The 18,909-nt window shown below is 73.7% G+C and carries 17 protein-coding genes and 1 pseudogene; 11 read left to right on the top strand and 7 right to left on the bottom strand.

Annotated elements, in window-relative coordinates:
* Positions 1-83 precede the first annotated feature (83 nt).
* From ACYF6T_RS01100 to ACYF6T_RS01090, 3 genes are all read right to left on the bottom strand, one after another.
* Positions 84-1,112, bottom strand: a complete 1,029-nt coding sequence (locus ACYF6T_RS01100; protein ID WP_461692598.1) for a hypothetical protein — start codon at positions 1,110-1,112, stop codon at positions 84-86.
* A 64-nt stretch (positions 1,113-1,176) separates the two neighbouring features.
* Positions 1,177-2,412, bottom strand: a complete 1,236-nt coding sequence (locus tag ACYF6T_RS01095; protein WP_461692597.1) for an FUSC family protein — start codon at positions 2,410-2,412, stop codon at positions 1,177-1,179.
* Positions 2,413-2,706: 294 nt separating this feature from the next.
* Positions 2,707-3,198 (bottom strand): FBP domain-containing protein, encoded by a 492-nt coding sequence (locus ACYF6T_RS01090; RefSeq protein WP_461692595.1) that lies wholly within the window; start codon positions 3,196-3,198, stop codon positions 2,707-2,709.
* A gap of 78 nt (positions 3,199-3,276) precedes the next feature.
* Between ACYF6T_RS01090 and ACYF6T_RS01085 the strand changes: the two genes are divergently transcribed.
* Positions 3,277-4,194 (top strand): DUF3626 domain-containing protein, encoded by a 918-nt coding sequence (locus ACYF6T_RS01085; RefSeq protein ID WP_461692594.1) that lies wholly within the window; start codon positions 3,277-3,279, stop codon positions 4,192-4,194.
* Here the strand turns inward: ACYF6T_RS01085 and ACYF6T_RS01080 are convergent.
* Positions 4,146-4,287 (bottom strand): annotated as a pseudogene (locus tag ACYF6T_RS01080) (diguanylate cyclase); the annotation flags it as partial. The gene ACYF6T_RS01085 and the pseudogene ACYF6T_RS01080 overlap by 49 nt on opposite strands.
* Between ACYF6T_RS01080 and ACYF6T_RS01075 the strand changes: the two are divergent.
* The 7 genes from ACYF6T_RS01075 (at position 4,262) to nrfD (ending at position 12,462) form a co-directional block, all read left to right on the top strand.
* Positions 4,262-4,636 (top strand): hypothetical protein, encoded by a 375-nt coding sequence (locus ACYF6T_RS01075; RefSeq protein ID WP_461693249.1) that lies wholly within the window; start codon positions 4,262-4,264, stop codon positions 4,634-4,636. The pseudogene ACYF6T_RS01080 and the gene ACYF6T_RS01075 sit on opposite strands and share 26 nt — an antisense overlap.
* A gap of 23 nt (positions 4,637-4,659) precedes the next feature.
* Entirely contained in the window at positions 4,660-5,625 is a 966-nt protein-coding gene (locus ACYF6T_RS01070; RefSeq protein ID WP_461692593.1) for a phosphotransferase family protein, read from the top strand.
* A 114-nt stretch (positions 5,626-5,739) separates the two neighbouring features.
* Entirely contained in the window at positions 5,740-7,026 is a 1,287-nt protein-coding gene (locus ACYF6T_RS01065) for an ROK family protein (protein ID WP_461692592.1), read from the top strand.
* Positions 7,027-7,199: 173 nt separating this feature from the next.
* Positions 7,200-7,382: a hypothetical protein gene (locus ACYF6T_RS01060; RefSeq protein WP_461693223.1), complete on the top strand. Its 183-nt coding sequence runs from the start codon at positions 7,200-7,202 to the stop codon at positions 7,380-7,382.
* Between the two features lie 18 nt (positions 7,383-7,400).
* Positions 7,401-10,646: a formate dehydrogenase gene (fdh, locus tag ACYF6T_RS01055; protein ID WP_461692590.1), complete on the top strand. Its 3,246-nt coding sequence runs from the start codon at positions 7,401-7,403 to the stop codon at positions 10,644-10,646.
* On the top strand, positions 10,643-11,482 hold the full coding sequence (locus tag ACYF6T_RS01050) for a 4Fe-4S dicluster domain-containing protein (RefSeq protein WP_461692589.1): 840 nt from the start codon (positions 10,643-10,645) through the stop codon (positions 11,480-11,482). Before fdh ends, ACYF6T_RS01050 begins: the two co-directional genes overlap by 4 nt.
* Entirely contained in the window at positions 11,479-12,462 is a 984-nt protein-coding gene (gene nrfD, locus ACYF6T_RS01045) for an NrfD/PsrC family molybdoenzyme membrane anchor subunit (RefSeq protein WP_461692588.1), read from the top strand. The genes ACYF6T_RS01050 and nrfD overlap by 4 nt, the downstream gene beginning before the upstream one ends.
* A gap of 32 nt (positions 12,463-12,494) precedes the next feature.
* Here the strand turns inward: nrfD and ACYF6T_RS01040 are convergent, their stop codons facing one another.
* On the bottom strand, positions 12,495-13,523 hold the full coding sequence (locus ACYF6T_RS01040; RefSeq protein WP_461692587.1) for an SDR family oxidoreductase: 1,029 nt from the start codon (positions 13,521-13,523) through the stop codon (positions 12,495-12,497).
* Positions 13,524-13,669: 146 nt separating this feature from the next.
* On the opposite strand from ACYF6T_RS01040, the gene ACYF6T_RS01035 reads away from it, so the two are divergent.
* From ACYF6T_RS01035 to ACYF6T_RS01025, 3 genes are all read left to right on the top strand, one after another.
* A complete protein-coding gene (locus ACYF6T_RS01035) occupies positions 13,670-13,951 on the top strand; it encodes a helix-turn-helix domain-containing protein (RefSeq protein WP_461692585.1) in 282 nt (93 codons plus the stop codon).
* Positions 13,948-15,471 carry a helix-turn-helix domain-containing protein gene (locus tag ACYF6T_RS01030; protein ID WP_461692584.1) on the top strand — a complete coding sequence of 508 codons (1,524 nt, stop codon included), beginning with the start codon at positions 13,948-13,950 and terminating at the stop codon, positions 15,469-15,471. Before ACYF6T_RS01035 ends, ACYF6T_RS01030 begins: the two co-directional genes overlap by 4 nt.
* Positions 15,472-15,566: 95 nt before the next feature.
* A complete protein-coding gene (locus tag ACYF6T_RS01025) occupies positions 15,567-16,406 on the top strand; it encodes an alpha/beta fold hydrolase (protein ID WP_461692583.1) in 840 nt (279 codons plus the stop codon).
* Here ACYF6T_RS01025 and ACYF6T_RS01020 read toward each other — a convergent pair.
* Positions 16,390-17,373 carry an SDR family NAD(P)-dependent oxidoreductase gene (locus ACYF6T_RS01020; RefSeq protein ID WP_461692581.1) on the bottom strand — a complete coding sequence of 328 codons (984 nt, stop codon included), beginning with the start codon at positions 17,371-17,373 and terminating at the stop codon, positions 16,390-16,392. The two genes, ACYF6T_RS01025 and ACYF6T_RS01020, sit on opposite strands and share 17 nt — an antisense overlap.
* Positions 17,374-17,666: 293 nt before the next feature.
* On the bottom strand, positions 17,667-18,866 hold the full coding sequence (locus tag ACYF6T_RS01015; protein ID WP_461692580.1) for an FUSC family protein: 1,200 nt from the start codon (positions 18,864-18,866) through the stop codon (positions 17,667-17,669).
* Between the last annotated feature and the right edge of the window lie 43 nt (positions 18,867-18,909).

The raw sequence follows: 18,909 nt of genomic DNA, 5'->3' as shown, positions 1-18,909 counted from the left end.
TCACAGCCACCTTGACGCGGATCGCCCGGCACATGCAAGAAAGGCACCGGGCGCCGCGTGCCGTGCGACGGCCGGCGGCGCGGTCACCAGTCGCCGTCCTCCACCGGCGTGCCCGGCGCGTCCTTCAGCGGCTTGACCTGGTGGGGTGCGGGCTCCTGCCAGGGCTCGTGGTCGTCCCCGAGCCAGTCGCCCACCGGCTTGACCGCCTCCAGGGTGTCCGTGGGGTCCAGGTCCCGCGCGTCCTGGTCGTAGTAGTCGTACCAGGGCAGTCCGGCGCGGGTGTACGCGGCGCGGTCCACCGGCGACGGCGGCGGGGCCTCGCCGGTGATGCGGCGCCACTCGGGCGGTGTGACCAGATGCACGAAGACGCGCCCCGCGGGCTGCCCGGCCCAGTCCGCGAGCGGCCGGTCGTCCCGGTAGACCTCCTGCCGCATCGCCCCGCCGACGCCCAGGCCCATCGCCGGGGCCGACCGCGGCCGCCCGCCCGGCGCCGGTGCGGCCTGCGCCGCCATCGGCAGCGCCGCGCCGTACGCCCCGGCCGGCATCGCCCGCAGCCGCTCCGCCCGCAGCCGCTCCCGCTCCCGCCACTCGGCCAGCAGCCGCTCCTTCAGCGGGAAGGACTGAAGCTGTACGCCGCCCCAGACCTCCTCGCCGGTGACCTGCCCCTCGACGGTGGCGCCCAGGCCCAGCGGCACCGCGACGAACTGGCGGACCGTGCCCTTGCCGGAGTTGATGCCGTCCAGCCACGGCTGGCGCGGCAGCACCAAATAGTTCTGCGGTGAGCGGGACAGGCGGTCGCTCCACGGCGTGCCGGAGACCGCGCACACCTTGCCCACCCCGACCTGCAACGCGGCCGGCTCCGTCGTCCCGCCGAAGCTCAGCCACATCGCCTCGCGCAGGTACACCGGCAGCATCACACCCCCGCGCGCACGCCACTGCGCGGGCACCGTGTCCGGGAAGTCCGCCACCCGCCGCACGGGGAACTCGCCGAGCCCCGGAGGCAGCGGATGCGTGCCCTTCTCGGGCAGGCGCAGGGTGCGCACGAACCGCACCGCCACCCCGCCCGGCAGCCGCAAGGTGTTCCCGTCGATCCGCACACCCGTGTCGGTCATCCGCCCGCCCCCTCGTCTCGCCGCCGCGGCGTCCCCGTGGGGGACGTGCCGCGTGCCGTCTTCGTCACCTGGAACGACGTGACAGGGCCGCCCGGTTCCGGCGCAGCCCCTCCCGCACCCGGGTGAGCCGCGGCATGCGCTCGCGCTGCTCGCGGGCCGCACGGTCCAGCTCCTCCAGCAGCCGGCGCGAACGGTGCTCGGTGTCCAGCTCGTCCAGGATGCGGTTGACCTCGGTCAGCACGGCGCCCTGCAGCTGCCACTGGCGGGCGTCGCGCTGGATCTCCTCCAGCAGCAGCTGGGCCAGTTTGTCGCGGGTGGCCGCCGCCTGGCGCAGCTCCGCGGTCAGCCGCGCCTCGGCCGACTCGGCGCTCACGCTGACGTGGGTGGTCACCAGGACCGCGAAGCTGACCACCGCGTCGGCGATCTCCGACAGCAACCGCTCCAGCGTGGCGCCGGTCTGGGGCGGGAACAGCGGGTCGGGGTCGCGCTCCTTCGTCAGGTCGGTCAGGGTGCGCGCGAGCACCCTGAGCACCACCGTGCAGATCTCCAGCGTGTCCAGCCCGGTCCGCAGCACCACCCGGTGCAGCACGCCCTCACGCACCCGCGGATTGAGCCGCAGGCTGTCCTCCGCCTGCCGCAGGGCCGCGTCCACCTCGACGATGTCGTGGTCGAGCCGGCGCGCCTCGTACAGCCGCTCGGTCGCCCGCTCCACGGGCGTACGGCCCGCGGCCTCCTCGCCGATCCGCAGCATCAGCTGCCGCACCCGGCGGGCCAGGCCCTCGATCGACTCACCCGCCTCCTCCACCCACACCGGCGGCGCGAGCAGCAGGTTGCAGGCCATGCCGACCACCGCGCCGATCAGCGTCTCCACCACCCGCGCCCAGGCCGTGTCCCCGTGGGTGGTGACGCCGAGCACCAGCATCGCGCTGATGGCCACCTCGGGCACGTACTCGTCGACCCGCACCAGATGCCCGACGGCCAGCGAGGCCACGATCAGCAGGGCGAGACTCCACCAGGTCAGACCGACCAGCAGGCTGAAGCCGATGGCGACCAGCACGCCGGCCACCACCGCGTTGACGCGGCGGATGCCGTTGGTGAGCGTGGCGTAGAGCGTGACCTGCACGACCAGCAGGGCGGTCAGCGGCGCCGTCAGGGGAGCGGGCTCGGGACTGAGGCGCAGGGCGACGACATACGCCACCGACGCCGCCATCGCCGACCGCAGCGTCTGTACGACCACGGGATCCCGGTGCCGCTTCACAGAGCGCACGAGGGACACCGTCCGCTCACCTACCTCTCGCATCCTCGGCCTTTTCCCCTTCCACGGATGGCCGGAACCTACGCGTGCCGATGCATGATCGCGGACTGAGACGTCCGCAGGCAGCCTGGTTTGTCCGTGTCGGCCACCAGGTGCCCGAAGGGGAACCCTCACCGGAAACCCGCAGGTCATCCCGGCCCTCGTCGAGGCGCACGTCCACCTCGCCGAGGCCGTTGAGGCGGTTGTCGAGAAATCCCGGGCAGCACCGACGCCGTGCGCCGAAAGGAGGGTGCGGCAGATCTGGTTCACGCCAGGGCCGAGCCGCCGCCGGCGTTCGGATCAGCGCAGCTTGTCGAGGAAGGCGGACAGGTTGCCCCTGGTGCGGGCGATCTGCTCCTCCAGGGTGAGGCTCTCCTCGAAACGGGTGCCGTTCTCCGGGATCTTCTTGCCGCGCAGGTAGAGGGAGCAGGCGAGGTCGGCGCACATGTACAGACCGACGGAGTTGCCCTCGCGGCCCGCCTGGCCGGCCTTGCGGGCCGTCATCAGCGAGACGCCGCCGCGCGGATGCGTGGTCAGGCACAGGGAACACATGCTGCGGTGCAGGAAGCCGCGTTGGGAGGGCGGGAAGCGCAGGGCCACGCCAACCAGCCGCCCCTCCCGTTCGGCCACGAGGTAACTGCGGTCCGGGGCGCCGGGATCCCGCCAGCCCAGGAAGTCCAGGTCCGCCCACGGGCGTTCGTCGAGATCCCGGGGCAACGCCAGGCGTTTGGCCTCGCCCTTCGAGCAGTTGACGAACGAGGTGCGGATCTCCTGCTCGGTGAGTGATCTCATGGGGGAGTCGTCCTTTCACGTAAACCTAGGGTGTCTAGGTTTACGGCAAGGGTAGCCAGCTTCATGAAGGGGGAGCCAGTGGATTTCGGCGACGGCGGCTTCGAGGACGTGGACTCGCCCCGCGCGCGGCAGGCGCTGCGCCACGTCGCCGCCCTCTCCTCGGGACCGCCCCTCGACCCGGACCTGCGGATCACCCTCAACTTCCACCCCGACCGCCTCGTCGGCGGCCTGCCCCTGCTGCGGGCGCTGGCCCAGGACGGCGCCTACCACTCGCAGTTCGTCACCGGCACCAGCAACGGCGGCCTCACCGCCCACCCCGGCGGCGACCGCTGGCGCTGGGAGAGCCGCATCTTCGGCGGCGCCTACGACGACGCCGACCCGCACGAGCGGCCCGTCTACGGCGCTTTGAACTTCCGGCGCCAAGTGGTCGGCGCCGCACCGCGGTTCGGCTCCTCGCACTTCCGTCTCACCCCCGCCGCCCTCGCCCGGGCCACCTTCTGCTACCCCGACAGCGCGGCCGAGCCCACCGACTTCGGCGTCGCCGCCGGCATGTCCCTCCTCGCCCTCGCCGAGGCCGACGAACGCGACGCCCTCGACGACTACATCGAGGCGCAGATCCACGGCGGCGTCCTGCTCGCCCGGGACGTGGAGGCGCTCGTCCTGGACGCCGGCTACCGCGGCACGGCCGTCGAGGCCGACGCCCGCCTGCTGCCCTGCCCCGTCGAGTGGCACCCCGGCTACCGGCTCACGGTGGCCGAACTGCGCCGGCACGCCGACTACCGGGGCGAGGAGTACGCCGACCTGGGCGCCCGGATCGCCGAGGACGGCCGCATCGACCCGCGGATCATCGGCGACGCGGCCCGCACCGGCCGCCACGCGTTGCAGGACCTGAAGATGGTGTGGCACACCCTGGCCCGCTTCGGCGCTCCCGAGGGGGCGGGCACCGCCTACGCGCCGGGCGGCCACACGCCCGGCCTGAGCACACCGAGCGCGTAGGCCCGGGCGAGGAGTCCCGTACGGTTCGCCGCGCCCCAGCGCGCCGACAGACGCCGCAGGTGAAGGAGTGACGCCGTCCGCGGTCAGACCGGTCACCGGGGCGGTCGCCGGTCACGAGACCACCTCGGGCGCGATGGCGTTCGCCCCGTGTCACCTCGCCGACCTGGTCGGCGGACGCATCCCGCCACGCGCCGGACAACCCGTCACCGTGCTCGCCCCGATGCCGCACCGCCGGCCCGTCCGGGGCGACGGCCCCGGGCGGTTCGACCCCGCGGGTGTAGGTGTGCGGCGACGGTTCGAAAAGGGCGTCGGGTGTACGGGAGGCGTTCCGTACGCTGTACCGGGACCGCACGCCCGGCGCCGACGACGGGGCGCCGAGGAGTGGCTCAACGGGCTGATCGCGGACGGCCGTTACGTCGAGGACGAGTACGCGGGCGGCTGACCGAAGGGAGAGGTGGGCGCACGGTGGTGGACTCCTGGGAGCGTGCGCGGCGTGTGCTGGAGGCTTGCGGCATCCCTCCCGGGAGCCTCGCCGGCCTGCGCCCGCTGACCGGCGGCACCTACAACACCGTCGAGGAGCTCACGCTCACCGACGGCGACCGCTACGTGCTGAAGGTCGCCCCGGACGCCCCCGGCCTGCGCCACGAGCGGCAACTGCTGGTCTCCGAGGCCGAGTTCTACCAGGGCGCCGAGACGGCCGGAGTTCCCGCGCCGCGCGTGGTGCGCCTCGACCAGGACACCGCCGCGGGTCACCTGCTGATGACGGCGGTGCCGGGGGAGCCCTGGGGCTCGTCGCTCGCAGAAGCCGAACGGACCGTACTGCGCGCCGAGTTGGGCCGACAGGTGGCCCGGCTGCACCAGGTGACCGGCCCGGCCTTCGGATACCCGTCGGGCGCGCTCGGCCCCCTCGCCGCGGACTGGCGGACCGCGTTCACCGGCATGCTCGACGCCGTGCTGGACGACGCCCGCGACTACGGGGCCCGGCTGCCGCGCCCCGCCGACGAGGTCGCCGCCGTCGTGGCCACCGCCTACGACGCGCTCGACGAGGTCACCGTCCCCAGCCTGGTCCACTTCGACCTGTGGTCCGGCAACATCCTGCTGGACCGGTCGGCGGGGGAGCCCCGGATCGGCGGGCTGATCGACGGGGAGCGGATGTTCTGGGGCGATCCGCTGGCCGACTTCGTCTCCCTGGCCCTGCTCGGTGACATCAGGAAGGACGAGGCCTTCCTCGGCGGCTACCGGGAGGCGGGCGGGCACGCCCCCTTCGACGCCCCGGCGCTCCTGCGGCTCGCCCTCTACCGCGCCTACCTCTACCTGATCATGCTCACCGAGGCCGTGCCGCGCGGACTGGAGCACGAGCAGTGGCGCCAGGAGAGGGTCGCGCCGGAGCTCGTCGCCGCCCTGGACGAGATCCAGGAGGCCGTCGCCTAGCCCTTCGGCGGGCCCTCTCTTAGCTCACAGCGTGAACTAAGGGTTGGACGAATGTCGCGCCCACCCCGCCCGCAGCGGTATGTTGCAGGTCGGACAGGCCGCGAAAGGAACCACATGGCGGGGCGGAACGGGCGCACGGTGCGCGACCTCAGGCGGGCCAACCGTACGGTCGTCCTGCAACGGCTCTACTTCGACGGCCCCCTCAGCCGCTTCGAGCTCGGCCCGGTGACCGGCCTGAGCTCCGGCTCGGTGAGCAACGTCGTCGCGGACCTGGTCGCCGACGGCCTGGTGGAGGAGGCCGGCAGCGTCGACTCCGACGGCGGCCGGCCGCGCACCCTGCTGCGCGTCGCGCCCGCCAGCGGCCACATGATCGGCGTCGACGTGGGCGAGACCCGGGTGCGCATCGAGCTGTTCGACCTCACCCTCACCGAACTCGCCCGCGCCGAACGGCCGCTGACCCAGGACCGGTACGAGGTCGAGGGCATCGTCGGCCACATCCGCGACGGCATCGCCGAGGTCCTCGCCGGCGCCGCCCTCGCGCCCGAGCGGCTCCTCGGCGTCGGCATCGGCGTCCCCGGCATCGTGGAACGCACCCCCGACCGGGGCGCCGTGGTCCACGGTCAGACGATCGGCTGGGACGCCGTCCCGCTGGAGTCCCTGCTGCGCACCGGCTCCCCGCTGCCGGACACCGTCCCGTACTTCATCGACAACGGCGCCAAGACCCTCGGCCAGGCCGAGATGTGGTTCGGCGGCGGACGCGGCGCCCGCAACGCGGTCGTCGTGCTGTTCGGCTCCGGCGTCGGCGCGTGCCTGGTCACCGCCGACGTGGAGCAGGGCCGGGCGGTGGAGTGGGGGCATCTGACGGTACGGGTCAGGGGGCGCCGCTGCCGGTGCGGTGCCCTCGGCTGCCTGGAGGCGTACGCCGGGGCGGAGTCCCTGCTGGAGCGCTGGCGGGAGGAGGGCGGACGGCCACCGCGGGGCACGGACGAGGAGACGGCGCTGACGGCGATGCTCGCGGCGGCCTATCCGGCCGACGGCGAGGCGGATCCGGTGGCCCTCGGCGTGCTGGAGGAGACCGCCGAGTACCTGGGCGCCGGGCTGTCCGACCTGATCAACCTCTTCCAGCCCGAGCGCATCCTCATCGGCGGCTGGGCCGGCCTGCAGCTCGGCTCCCGGTTCCTGCCGGCGGTACGGCGGCACGCGGCGTCGTACGCCCTGAAGTACCCGGCGCACAAGGTCACGATCGACCTGGGGCGGCTGGGGCCGGACGCGGTGACCGTCGGGGCGGCCATCCTCCCGCTCGCCGACTTCTTCGCCCGGGGTGGCCGGCGGGTGGAGCCGGCTCCCGAGGGACCCGCCCCGGCCTGGCGCACGGCGCTCGAGGAGCGGGCACCGCACTAGGGCGCGTGTCGCGGGCTCGGGCGCCGGGGCCCCGGCCGGGCGAAGGGGTTCGTACCCGCAGGTTTCGGCCGTGACCACCGGAGGTACTCGCGAGTCGCTCGACAACGCGAAGGGAGTACGTCGTGGCCGAACGGCGTGACACAGGCCAGGACGGCGCACCCGTGCCGAGGGACATGCCGGACCAGCAGGTCGGTGAGGGCGAGGACCCCCTCGACATCCCGCTGCCCCCGGAGGCGGAGGGCGAGGCCGGCACCGGCGTGCCCGACACCGACGAGGCCGGCACCGGCCGCCAGGACGGTCCCCGCTCGGCCACCGTCCACCCCGAACATCCCGCACCGGACGAGTCCTCCGCCTGACCGTCACAGGGAGCCCCCATGGGTATGGCCGACCGGGTCCGCTCCTGGCCCGTCTACCGTCAGCTCACCGGCGCCGACCGCACGGGCCGAGGCGCCGCCGCGAAATCCCCGCACACCGAAGGACTCAGGCCGCGCACCGACGACGCGGAACGGATCGTGCAGTCCGTCTGCCCGTACTGCGCCGTCGGCTGCGGCCAGCAGGTCTACGTCAAGGACGAGAAGGTCGTCCAGATCGAGGGCGACCCCGCCTCCCCGGTCAGCCGCGGCCGGCTGTGCCCCAAGGGCTCGGCGACCCTCCAGCTCACCACCGGTCCGGCCCGCGAACACCAGGTCCTCTACCGGCGCCCCCACGGCACCGACTGGGAGACCCTCGACCTGGACACGGCGATGGACATGGTCGCCGAGCGGGTGATCCGCACCCGGCGCGAGACCTGGGAGTGGGAGCACGAGGGCACCCGCACCGCCCGCACCATGGGCATCGCCAGCCTCGGCGGCGCGACCCTCGACAACGAGGAGAACTACCTCATCAAGAAGCTGCTGACCGGCCTCGGCGTGGTCCAGGTGGAGAACCAGGCCCGGGTCTGCCACAGCTCGACCGTCTCCGGACTCGGCACCTCCTTCGGACGCGGCGGCGCCACCACCTTCATGCAGGACCTCCAGCACGCCGACTGCATCGTCATCGAGGGCTCCAACTTCGCCGAGTGCCACCCGGTCGGCTTCCAGTGGGTGATGGAGGCCAAGAAGCGCGGCGCCCGCATCATCGACGTCGACCCCCGCTTCAACCGCACCAGCGCCCTCGCCGACCTCTACGTCCCGATCCGCGCGGGCTCCGACATCGCCTTCCTCGGCGGGATCATCAACCACGTCCTGACCGAGGAGAAGGACTTCCGCGAGTACGTCCTGAAGTACACCAACGCCTCCACCCTGGTCCGGGAGGACTTCCACGACACCGAGGACCTCGACGGCGTCTTCTCCGGCCTCGACGAGGACAGCGCCCACTACGACGTCACCAGCTGGCAGTACGAGGGCGTCGAGGTGCAGCAGCCCGCCGGCGAGGCCGAAGAACTGTACGAGGAGCGCACCCGGGGTGCCGCCGGTTCCGAGGCGCACGGCTCCGGCGGCGCCCGCACCGGCCACCGCGCCCCCACCGACCCGACCCTGCGGCACCCGCGCTGCGTCTACCAGATCCTCAAACGCCACTACGCCCGCTACACCCCGGAGATGGTCGAGAACGTCTGCGGCATCCCGCAGGAGACCTTCCGGCGCGTGTGCGAGGAGCTGACCGCCAACTCCGGGCCCGACCGCACCAGCGCCTTCGTCTACGCCGTCGGCTGGACCCAGCACTCCACCGGCAGCCAGTTCATCCGCGCCGCCAGCGTCCTGCAACTGCTGCTCGGCAACATCGGCCGCCCCGGCGGCGGCATCCAGGCCCTGCGCGGCCACGCCTCCATCCAGGGCTCCAGCGACATCCCCACCCTGTTCAACCTGCTGCCGGGCTACATCCCGATGCCGCACGCCCACGCCGACCTGAGCCTGGACACCTTCGTCGAGGCGACCCGCACGGTGAAGGGCTTCTGGTCGAACATGCGGGCCTACCTGGTCAGCCTGCTCAAGGCCTACTACGGCGACGCCGCCACCGCCGACAACGACTTCTGCTTCGACCACCTGCCGCGCCTGACCGGCTCCCACTCCACCTACGACACGGTCATGGCCCAGCTCGACGGCGAGTGCAAGGGCTACTTCCTGCTCGGCGAGAACCCGGCCGTCGGCTCCGCCAACACCCGCCTGCAACGCCTGGGCATGGCCAAGCTGGACTGGCTGGTGGTGCGGGACTTCTCCCTCATCGAGTCGGCGACCTGGTGGAAGGACGGCCCCGAGATCGAGACCGGTGAGCTGCGCACCGAGGACATCGGCACCGAGGTGTTCTTCTTCCCGGCCGCCGCCCACACCGAGAAGTCCGGCTCCTTCACCAACACCAACCGCTGGGTGCAGTGGCACCACGCCGCCGTCGAACCGGACGGCGACGCGCGCAGCGACCTGTGGTTCACCTACCACCTGGGCCGCCGCATCAAGGAGAAACTGGCCGGTTCCACCGACCCCATGGACCGCCCCGTCCTCGACCTGGCCTGGGACTACCCGGTCACCGGCGCACTCGACGAGCCCGTCGCCGACGCCGTGCTCGCCGAGATCAGCGGCCACGGCCCCGACGGGAGCCCGCTGAGCGCGTACACCGAGCTCAAGGACGACGGCTCCACCCGCTGCGGCTGCTGGATCTACTGCGGTGTCTACGCCGACGGCGTCAACCAGGCCGCCCGCAAGAAGCCCGAGTGGGAGCAGGACTGGGTGGCCGCCGAGTGGGCCTGGGCCTGGCCCGCCAACCGGCGCATCCTCTACAACCGTGCCTCCGCCGCCCCCGACGGCAGTCCGTGGAGCGAGCGCAAGAAGTACGTCTGGTGGGACGCCGACGCCGGGCAGTGGACCGGCCGGGACGTGCCCGACTTCGTGCCCGACCTGGCGCCCGACCACGTGCCCGACGAGGACGCCGAGGGCGTGGCGGCGCTGCGCGGCGACGACCCGTTCATCATGCAGGCCGACGGCAAGGGCTGGCTCTACACCCCGGCCGGCCTGGAGGACGGCCCGCTGCCCACCCACTACGAGCCCCAGGACTCCCCGCTGCCCAACGCCCTCTACCCCTCCACCCCGCGCAACCCGGTACGCGAGCTGCTGCCCCGCGAGGGCAACCGCTACCACCCCAGCGGCGACGACAAGGGCGCCGAGGTCTTCCCGTACGTCGTCACCACGCACCGCCTCACCGAGCACTTCACGGCGGGCGGGATGAGCCGCTGGTCGGAGTACCTCTCCGAACTGCAACCGGAGTTCTTCTGCGAGGTCTCGCCGGCGCTGGCCCGCGAACGGGGCCTGGAGAACGGCGGCTGGGCCACCCTCGTCACCGCCCGCAACGCCGTCGAGGCCCGCGTGCTCGTCACCGACCGCATCCGCCCGCTCAGGGTGCAGGGCCGCACCGTCCACCAGATCGGCGTGCCCTTCCACTGGGGGCCCAACGGCGTGGCGCCCGGCGACGCGGCCAACGAGCTGTCCGCCATCGTGCTCGACCCCAACGCCCACATCCAGGAGGTCAAGGCGCTGTCGGCCGACATCCGCCCGGGCCGCCGCCCCCGCGGGCCCGACCTGCCCCGGCTGGTCGCCGAGTACCGCCGGCGGGCCGGCATCACCGAGGCCACCGGAACGGAGGTGCGCAAGTGAGCGAGGAACGCGTCGGCTTCTTCACCGACACCTCCGTCTGCATCGGCTGCAAGGCCTGCGAGGTCGCCTGCAAGGAGTGGAACGCCATCCCCGAGGACGGCCTGTCGCTGAGCGCGATGTCGTACGACAACACGGAGGCGCTGGGTGCGTCCACCTGGCGGCACGTCGCCTTCATCGAACAGCCCAGGCCGGACGGGCGGACCGAACTGCCCGTGGTGGAGGGCGGGGCGACGGCGCAGGAGGCGTCGGTGGACGGCGGCGAACTGCGCTGGCTGATGTCCTCCGACGTGTGCAAGCACTGCACCCACGCCGCCTGCCTCGACGTCTGCCCCACCGGCTCGCTCTTCCGCACCGAGTTCGGCACGGTCGTCGTCCAGGAGGACATCTGCAACGGCTGCGGATACTGCGTACCCGCCTGCCCGTACGGCGTCATCGAGCAACGCCCGCACGACGGACGGGCGTTCAAGTGCACGATGTGCTACGACCGCCTTGGCGCGGGTCAGGAACCGGCCTGCGCCAAGGCCTGCCCCACCGACTCCATCCAGTTCGGCCCGCTGGAGGAGCTGCGTGAACGCGCGGCCCTGCGCGTGGACCAGCTGCACGAGGCGGGGGTGACCGACGCCCGGCTCTACGGCCACGACCCGGACGACGGCGTCGGCGGTGACGGCGCGTTCTTCCTGCTGCTGGACGAACCCGAGGTGTACGGGCTGCCCCCGGACCCGGTGGTCACCACACGCGACCTGCCGGCGATGTGGAAGCACGCGGGCGCGGCCGCCCTGTCCCTGCTGGGCGGAGCGGCGGCCTGTTTCGCCCTGGCGGGAAGGAGCCGGCGATGAGCGTGACGGAACGCACCGGGCGCAGGCGGCGCCGGGGCGGCGAGCGGGCGATGGTCCCGCGGGCGGAGTTCCGCTCCTACTACGGCCGTCCGGTCATCAAGGCGCCCTCCTGGGCCGCCCCCGACATCGCCGGCTACTTCTTCCTCGGCGGGCTCGCGGGCGCCGGGTCCGTCCTGGCGGCGGGGGCTCACCTGACCGGTCGTACCACCACCGCGACCGCGCTGAAGATCTCCTCCCTCACGGCCGTGTCCCTCTCCGCCGCCGCGCTCGTGCACGACCTGGGCCGCCCGGGCCGCTTCGCGAACATGCTGCGCGTCTTCAAGCCCACCTCGCCCATGAGCATGGGCTCGTGGCTGCTGTCCGCCTACGGGCCGGCGGCGGGGGTGGCCGCCGCGAGCGCGGTCACCGGCAGGCTGCCGCGGCTCGGCGGCGCGGCCACCGGCGCCGCCGCGCTGCTGGGGCCCGCGGTCGCCACGTACACCGGCGTGCTGGCCGCCGACACCGCCGTACCCGCCTGGCACGGCGCCCACCGCGAACTGCCGTACCTCTTCGGCGCCTCCGCGACGGCCGCCGCGGCGGGCATGGCGCTGGTGACCGGCCCCGCACACGAGAACACCCCCGCCCGTTACGCCGCCGTCCTGGCCGCCGTGGCCGACACGGCGGCGTCCGAGGCCGCCGAACGCCGCCTCGGCATGGTCGCCGAGACCTGGCGCGAGGGCCGGGCGGGCACCCTGCTGCGCGCCGCCCGCGTCCTCACCGCGGCCGGCGCCCTGGGCGCCACCGCGCTGGGCACCCGCCGCCTCCCGGCCATCGCCTCGGGCCTGGCCCTCCTGACCGGCTCGGCCTGCACCCGCTTCGGCGTCTTCGCGGCGGGCGTCGCCTCGGCCAAGGACCCGAAGTACACGGTGGTGCCGCAGCGGGAACGGCGGGAGCGGGAAGAACGGGAAGAAGAGGAGCGCGCCGCCAGTCGCAAGCCTTGAGGTCTTGAGGTGAGGGGCGGCGTCGGGCCGCCTCAGCCGACCTTCCGGCCCCGCATCGGTTCGGTCCGGGCTCCCTCGCCCTGGCGCAGGCCCTGGAGGAACTCCTCCAGCACCTCGGTTGCCGTGCGCTCGGGACGCCAGCCCAGCTCGGTGCGGGCGCGGGTGCAGTCCATGAGGGGGAGGCGCAGGACCGCGTCGAAGAGGTGGGGTGAGGCGGGGAGCAGGTGCAGGCCCCACGCGGCGGCGATCGCCGAGCGGGCCGCGGCGCGGGGGAGCCGGACCGGGCGGGTGCCCAGCATCTCGGCCAGCAGGTCGGCGTCGACCGGGGGTTCGGCCGCCAGGTTGAACGCGCCGCGGGCCTCGGAGGCGACGGCCAGGGCGTACGCCTTCGCCGCGTCGTCCGTGTGCAGCGCCTGGACCCGCAGGCCCGGGATGTCGGGCAGGAACGGCAGCATCTCCGGACGCGCCAGCGGCCCCGGCAGGAAACGGCCGCCGAAGATCCGGCGCTGTTCGCTCGCCGACTCCCGCTTGAACAGGAACGCCGGCCGCATCCGCACCACCCGCACCTCGGGGTGCTCCCGCTCGAACGTGTCCAGCGCCCGCTCCAGATACGCCTTCTCCCGGCAGTACGCGGCATCCGGCCAGCCGTGCGTCGGCCACGACTCGTCCACCGCGTGGTCCTTCGGTCCCGGCGAGTACGCGCCCACCGACGACGCGTGCACCAGCGTCCGCACCCCGGCCGCGGCCACCGCCTCGAAGACGCGGATGCTGCCGAGCACGTTGGTACGCCAGGTCGTCGCCGGGTCGTGCGTCGGCTGGAACGCCCACGCCAGATGCACCACCGCGTCCGCGCCCGCGAACTCCTTCACCAGATCCGCCTGTTCGGAGGCCAGGTCGACGGCCGACCAGTCCGTCCTCGGCGGCGACCACTCCGGAAGCCGCCGCGCCAGCCCCCGTACGGACTCGACGCCCGCGTCCTCGGAGAGGAGGCGCACCACGCTGGTGCCGACGTTGCCCGTGGCACCCGTGACCACGATCCTGCTGCCCGCTGTGCTGCTCACCTTCGGCTCCTTCCGGCCGCTCGCCCCGGCACCTCGCCGACGGGGTGACCGAGTACCCGGTGGCCGGGCCCGCACGCGAGCGGCCCCGCATGCTCTGCCGGCATGTCTCATGCGCCGTACGCATGACCGTGGGTAGGGTGTGGCACGTGGGACTGTCCTTGGGAGAACGCGTGCGCTCGTCCGTCGCCGCCCTGATGCACGCGACCGGCGAGTCGCAGGCCGACGTCGCCCTGGCCCTCGGCGTGAGCCAGGCCCAGGTGAGCCGCCGTCAGTCCGGCAGCGCCGCCTGGAGCCTCGCCGACTGCGACGCGCTGGCCGCGCACTTCGGCATCGACGTACTGGACCTGCTGGCCGGACCGACCCGGGCGTGCGAGACCCTGCCCGTACGGCGGCGGCGCCGCGGCGGACCGAGGGAGCTGGCCCGGTGACGGACTTCGAGGCGATCGACGCCCTGCTCGCGGCGGCCCGCCAGGAGGTGCCGCTGCCGCCGGTCGAGGTGCGGCGCGGCCTGCGCGAGGCCCTGAGCCTCTCGCGCGCCCAGGTGGCGCAGGCCCTCGGCGTGAGCCCGTCCACCGTCGGCGGCTGGGAGAGCGGACGCGACCCCGGCGGCGAGGTCCGGGAGAAGTACGCCTACTTCCTCGAAGGGGCGCGGACCAAGCTGGAGGCCCGGGAGGAGCAGGTTCAGCAGGAGGAGGCCGGGGACTTCGCCGTCGAGGAGAGCGGCCCCCGCGACGCCGTACCCGCCGCCGACGACGACGAGACGCTCACCGCTCCCCGGCCGTGCGTCCTGTGCGGCGCCCCCGCCCGGCACCAGGTCGCCGGCTTCCCGCAGCACCTGGACCCGGCCGACTGCGGAATCCAGCCCGGGCCCCAGCCGCAGCATCAGCCCCAGCCCCAGCCCTCTCGGCCCGTCCCGGCACCGAAGGCGGCGGCGAAGTCGGAGCCCGCGCCCCGGCCGCCCGTCAAGGTCGTCCCCGCCGGCCGCCGTATGCGCCCCGCCTCCGACACCGCCGACCTCATCGGCGACGCCGTGGCCGCCGCGCTCGCCCGGCACGAGGGCGATGTGGAGGCGGCGACCGCGGCCCTGGTCAAGCGGGCCATCCCCGACGCCATGGCGCTGCTGGACGAGACCCGCAAGGGCGGCCGCTACGACGTCGTCGCGCACCCCTGGATCCCGGACGTCCTGCGCAAGCAGTCCGCACGCGGCGCCGACCAGATCTGGGAGGCCCGCCCCAAGTGGTCCCGGAGCGAACTGCCGCCCGGCCCCCACGAGGTGACCGCGCTCGACGTCAACGGCGCCTACCTGTCCGCCCTCAAGACCCACCTGCCGATCGGCCAGTTGGAGCACTCCTCGGGCTCCGCGCACGACCGCCGCCGCGCCGGCGTCCACTTGATCACCCCGCCCGCCTGGGACCACGACGCCTACCTGCCCAACCCCCTCGGCAACCGTGACGAGCCCGGCCCGCTGTGGGTCACCGAGCCCACCCTGCGCCTGCTGCTGCGCCTGTCCGGCCCCAGGTACGGCCTGTGCGAACCCCCCGAGATCCACGAGTCGTTCACCTCGGGGGCGACGGAGAGCCTGCTGGAGAAGTTCCGCGTCGCGCTCAAGGACGCCCGCGACCGCGCCATCGCCGAGGGCGACGAGGTGACCCTGGAGTACGTGAAGGCGATGTACTCCAAGTTCGTCTCCACGATGGGGGAGTCGAACTACAACCGTGAGCTCTACCGTCCCGACTGGATGCACCTCATTCGCTCCCAGGCGTTCGCCAACCTCTGGATGAAGGCGTACAAGGCCTACGACGAGGGCCTGACGGTCGTCCGGGCGATGGGCACCGACGAGCTGCACGTCATCGGCGACTGGCGCGCCGTCTTCCCGGAGGGCCGGGGCGTGTCGGAGGTGAAGGTCAAGGACGTCTACACCGTCGGCGATGACGAGCCCGGCGCCTGACCCGCCCGCATGACCTCGGGGGTAATCGACCCTCGGGCCGGCCGCCGGAACCATGAAGGACGTACCCACCGCACCCCTCGCAGGGAGGACGTCCCATGCCGTACTTCGCCAGCCCCGCCGACGGCACGCAGCTGCACCACGTCGACTACGGACCGGCCGACGGCCCCGTGGCCGTCTTCGTCAGCAGCGCCTACCTGGGCACCGAGATGTGGGAGTACCAGATGCTGCCGCTGGCGCAGGAGGGCTACCGCTGCGTCGGCCTCGACCGCCGCGGGCACGGCCGCTCCGAGGACGTGTGGGGCGGTTACGACCTCGACACCCTCGCCGACGACCTGCACGGCCTCCTCGACCACCTGGACCTGCGCGGGGCCACCCTGATCGGGCACTCGCTGGGCAGCGCCGAGATCGTCCGCTGCCTGACCCGGCACGGCACCGAGCGGGTGGCCCGGGTGGCGCTGGTCGCCGGCATCGCGCCCGGCGTGGCCCGCACGGCGGACAACCCGGACGGCTGGGACCCGGCGGCCCTGCGCGAGGCCAACGCCGGCTACCTGCGCGACCGGGCCGCCTTCTTCAACGACCCCGACGCCGTCCGGGACTTCTTCGCGCTCGACCGCCCCGGCAACGAGGTGTCGCCCGCCTACCAGCGCTACCTCGTCGACCGGTGCCTGGTGGCGACCGCCCGGGCCTCCAGCGCCGTCCAGGAGACGGTCGTCACCACGGACGTGGCGCCGGAACTGCCCAAGCTGGAGCTGCCGTTGCTCGTCGTGCACGGCACGCACGACACCTCGGCACCCCTGGACCTCACCGGCCGCCGCGCCGCCCGGCTCGCACCCGACGCGACCCTGAAGGTCTACGACGGCGGCGGGCACGGCCTGTTCGTCACCCACGCCCGGCAACTCCTGTCGGACCTGCGGGAGTTCATGGCCGCCGCGTAGGCGGCTTCTGGCTGGCGAAGGCGTCCACGCCCGTCAGCTCCGCCGACAACTCCCACAGCCGGGCGGCCTGCTCGGGGTCGATCGCCCACTTTTTGACCCCGTTGGGCGCGTCGTCCACGGCGAGTTCGGCGACGTCGCAGTCCTCCAGGTAGAGGCCGCCGAGGCCGTCGAGCCGGGGCGAGGTCGCCGCCCACGCCTGGGTCGCCGCGCCCTGTTCCGGCGTCTTGAAGCCGGACGGGTTGAGCACGTTGCCGGCCTCGTCGATCCAGCCGCGCTCGATCATCTCCTCCTTGGGGATGTGCCGTTGCAGCGGCGTGAGGATGCCGCCCGGGTGGAGGGAGAAGGCGCGGACGCCGGCGTCGCGGGCGAGCCGGTCGAGGTGGACGGCGAACAGGACGTTCGCGGTCTTGGCCTGGCCGTAGGCCTGCCACTTGTCGTACCCCTGCCTCCAGTGGACGTCGTCCCAGCGGATGCCGGAGAAGTGGTGGGCGCGGGAGGAGACGGACACGACCCGGGCGCCGCCCGGCGCGATCGCCGGCCACAGACGGTTGACGAGGGCGAAGTGACCGAGGTGGTTGGTGGCGAACTGGGCCTCCCAGCCGGGCCCGACCCGCGTCTCCGGGCAGGCCATGATCCCGGCGTTGTCGATCATGAAGTCGATGGTGCGTCCGGAGGCGAGGAACCGCTCGGCGAAGCCGCGCACGCTCTCCAGGTCCCCGAGGTCCAGCTCGTCCACCTCGGCACCGTCGAGGCCGGCCAGCGCCTCCTCGGCGGTGGCCCGGCGCCGGGCGGGGACGACCACGCGGGCGCCCGCCCTGGTCAGGGCGCGGGTGGTCTCCAGGCCGAGGCCCGAGTAGCCGCCGGTGACGACCGCGAGCCTTCCGGTCAGGTCGATGCCCTTGAGTACCTCGTCGGCGGTGCTCGTCGCGCCGAAGCCGGATCCGATCCTGTGCTGTGCAGTGCTCATGCCGGGAACGCTACGAATTCGAGTGCCCTCGAAGTCAAGCCGACGCCCGCGCACGGCCGCCGGGCAGAGAAAGGCCCCGACCGGACGGGGGAATCACGGTCGGGGCCGACTGGTGGTGGGCACGGATGGCGGTCGCCTCTCGGCGAAAGGCTCCACAGGGCTTCAGCCGAACGATCGTCCCTGTGGGCGGATGGTGAGGCCCGGGGACACTGTCCCATCCGCACCCACGTGTGGTTCAACGGGTAACTACCGGTGGGTGTTCCCTGGTCTGCCGCCCGCCGCGGTGATGTGCGTCACGTCCGTTCGTCGCGGGGCGGTACGACGTCCGCCCAGATGTTCTCCGTCTGCAGCAGCAGCGTTCCCAGCACCGCGGCACCGTCCGCGCCCTGGCCCGCGTGGGCGCTGAGACTGTCCTGCAGCCGGCCGCGCAGCTCCTCCATCGCCGCCTGCGACACCTCCGGGTCGTGGGGGAGGTCCAGCAGCCGGGCGCGTTCCCGGGCGCAGCCGTCGGCGACCCGCCCCAGCAGCTCGCCGCAGGTGCGCAGGGCGGGGCCGTCGGGCGGGGCCGGCGTGCGGCCGGAGTCGGCCGCGACGGCGAGGGTGCGGGTGAGCGCGGTGACGTGCCCGGTCACCCGGCCCCACCGCTCGTCCTCGCTCTCGGGCGGCACGTCGAGCGGCACCCGGTGCAGGGCGCGCAGCGGGCCCGCCGTCAGCCGCAGGCTCTCCTGGCTCCAGGAGCGCGCCGAGCGCAGCCCCTCGCGCCGGCGCTCCAGCCGGGCGGCGGCCCGGGACCACTCGGCGGCCCGGTCGCCGTCCCAGTCGCCCCGCGCCAGACCGTCGGCGACCGCGCGCAGCACGTCGCCCGCCTCCCCGGCCAGCGCCGCCAGGTTCTCCCGGACGTCCCGCAGATGCACCGGCGGCAGGACGAGCGCGTTCACGGCGACGCCGATCACCGCGCCGAGCGCCGCCTGCGCCACCCGGTGCGTGATTCCCGGCGCCGACGCCGTGCCGGAGGCGAGCGTGAACACGGCCGTGGTGGCCGCGTACACGCCCTGGTCGCCGAAGCGGGGCCAGTTCGCCAGCAGGGTCAGCGGCGGCACCGACAGCGCCAGCGCCCAGGTCGCGTCACCGGTGACGGCCTGCGCCGCCGACGCCAGGAGCGTGCCCGTGCAGATCGCCGCGAACTGCTGTCCCGCCCGCAGCAGTGAGCTGTAGACGGTGGCCTGGACGAGGACCAGCGCCACCCACGGCGCCATCAGCGCCATCGGGTCGCCCAGCCAGACGCTCGCCACGCACCAGGCCAGCAGCGCGGCCGCCGCCGACTTCAGCGACTGCACGACCAGGTCCCGCTCCCGCCCCGGCCCGCGCCACGCCGTCCGCGCGGCCGAGCCGACGGCGCGCGCCTCCCTCCGTACGGCCTGAGACGGTCGGATCCGGGACGGGGGGCGCCGGCGTCGTCGTACCGCGTCGGCCGCGTGTGTCAGATGGGTCATCCGGGGCGGGTATCCACGCGCGGCGCGAGATCATGCGTGTGTT

The organism is Streptomyces sp. 7R007 (assembly GCF_054850255.1).
The sequence above is the reverse complement of the archived record's forward strand: the minus strand, read 5'-3'. Positions and strand labels throughout refer to the sequence as shown.

Excerpts from the sequence above, each read along its gene's own strand:
- ACYF6T_RS01100 (WP_461692598.1), bottom strand. The coding sequence starts at position 1,112 with ATGACCGACACGGGTGTGCGGATCGACGGGAACACCTTGCGGCTGCCG.
- fdh (WP_461692590.1), top strand. The coding sequence starts at position 7,401 with ATGGGTATGGCCGACCGGGTCCGCTCCTGGCCCGTCTACCGTCAGCTC.
- ACYF6T_RS01020 (WP_461692581.1), bottom strand. The coding sequence starts at position 17,373 with ATGAGCACTGCACAGCACAGGATCGGATCCGGCTTCGGCGCGACGAGC.
- ACYF6T_RS01015 (WP_461692580.1), bottom strand. The coding sequence starts at position 18,866 with ATGACCCATCTGACACACGCGGCCGACGCGGTACGACGACGCCGGCGC.
- ACYF6T_RS01090 (WP_461692595.1), bottom strand. The coding sequence starts at position 3,198 with ATGAGATCACTCACCGAGCAGGAGATCCGCACCTCGTTCGTCAACTGC.
- ACYF6T_RS01060 (WP_461693223.1), top strand. The coding sequence starts at position 7,200 with ATGCCGGACCAGCAGGTCGGTGAGGGCGAGGACCCCCTCGACATCCCG.
- ACYF6T_RS01065 (WP_461692592.1), top strand. The coding sequence starts at position 5,740 with ATGGCGGGGCGGAACGGGCGCACGGTGCGCGACCTCAGGCGGGCCAAC.
- ACYF6T_RS01095 (WP_461692597.1), bottom strand. The coding sequence starts at position 2,412 with ATGCGAGAGGTAGGTGAGCGGACGGTGTCCCTCGTGCGCTCTGTGAAG.
- nrfD (WP_461692588.1), top strand. The coding sequence starts at position 11,479 with ATGAGCGTGACGGAACGCACCGGGCGCAGGCGGCGCCGGGGCGGCGAG.
- ACYF6T_RS01025 (WP_461692583.1), top strand. The coding sequence starts at position 15,567 with ATGCCGTACTTCGCCAGCCCCGCCGACGGCACGCAGCTGCACCACGTC.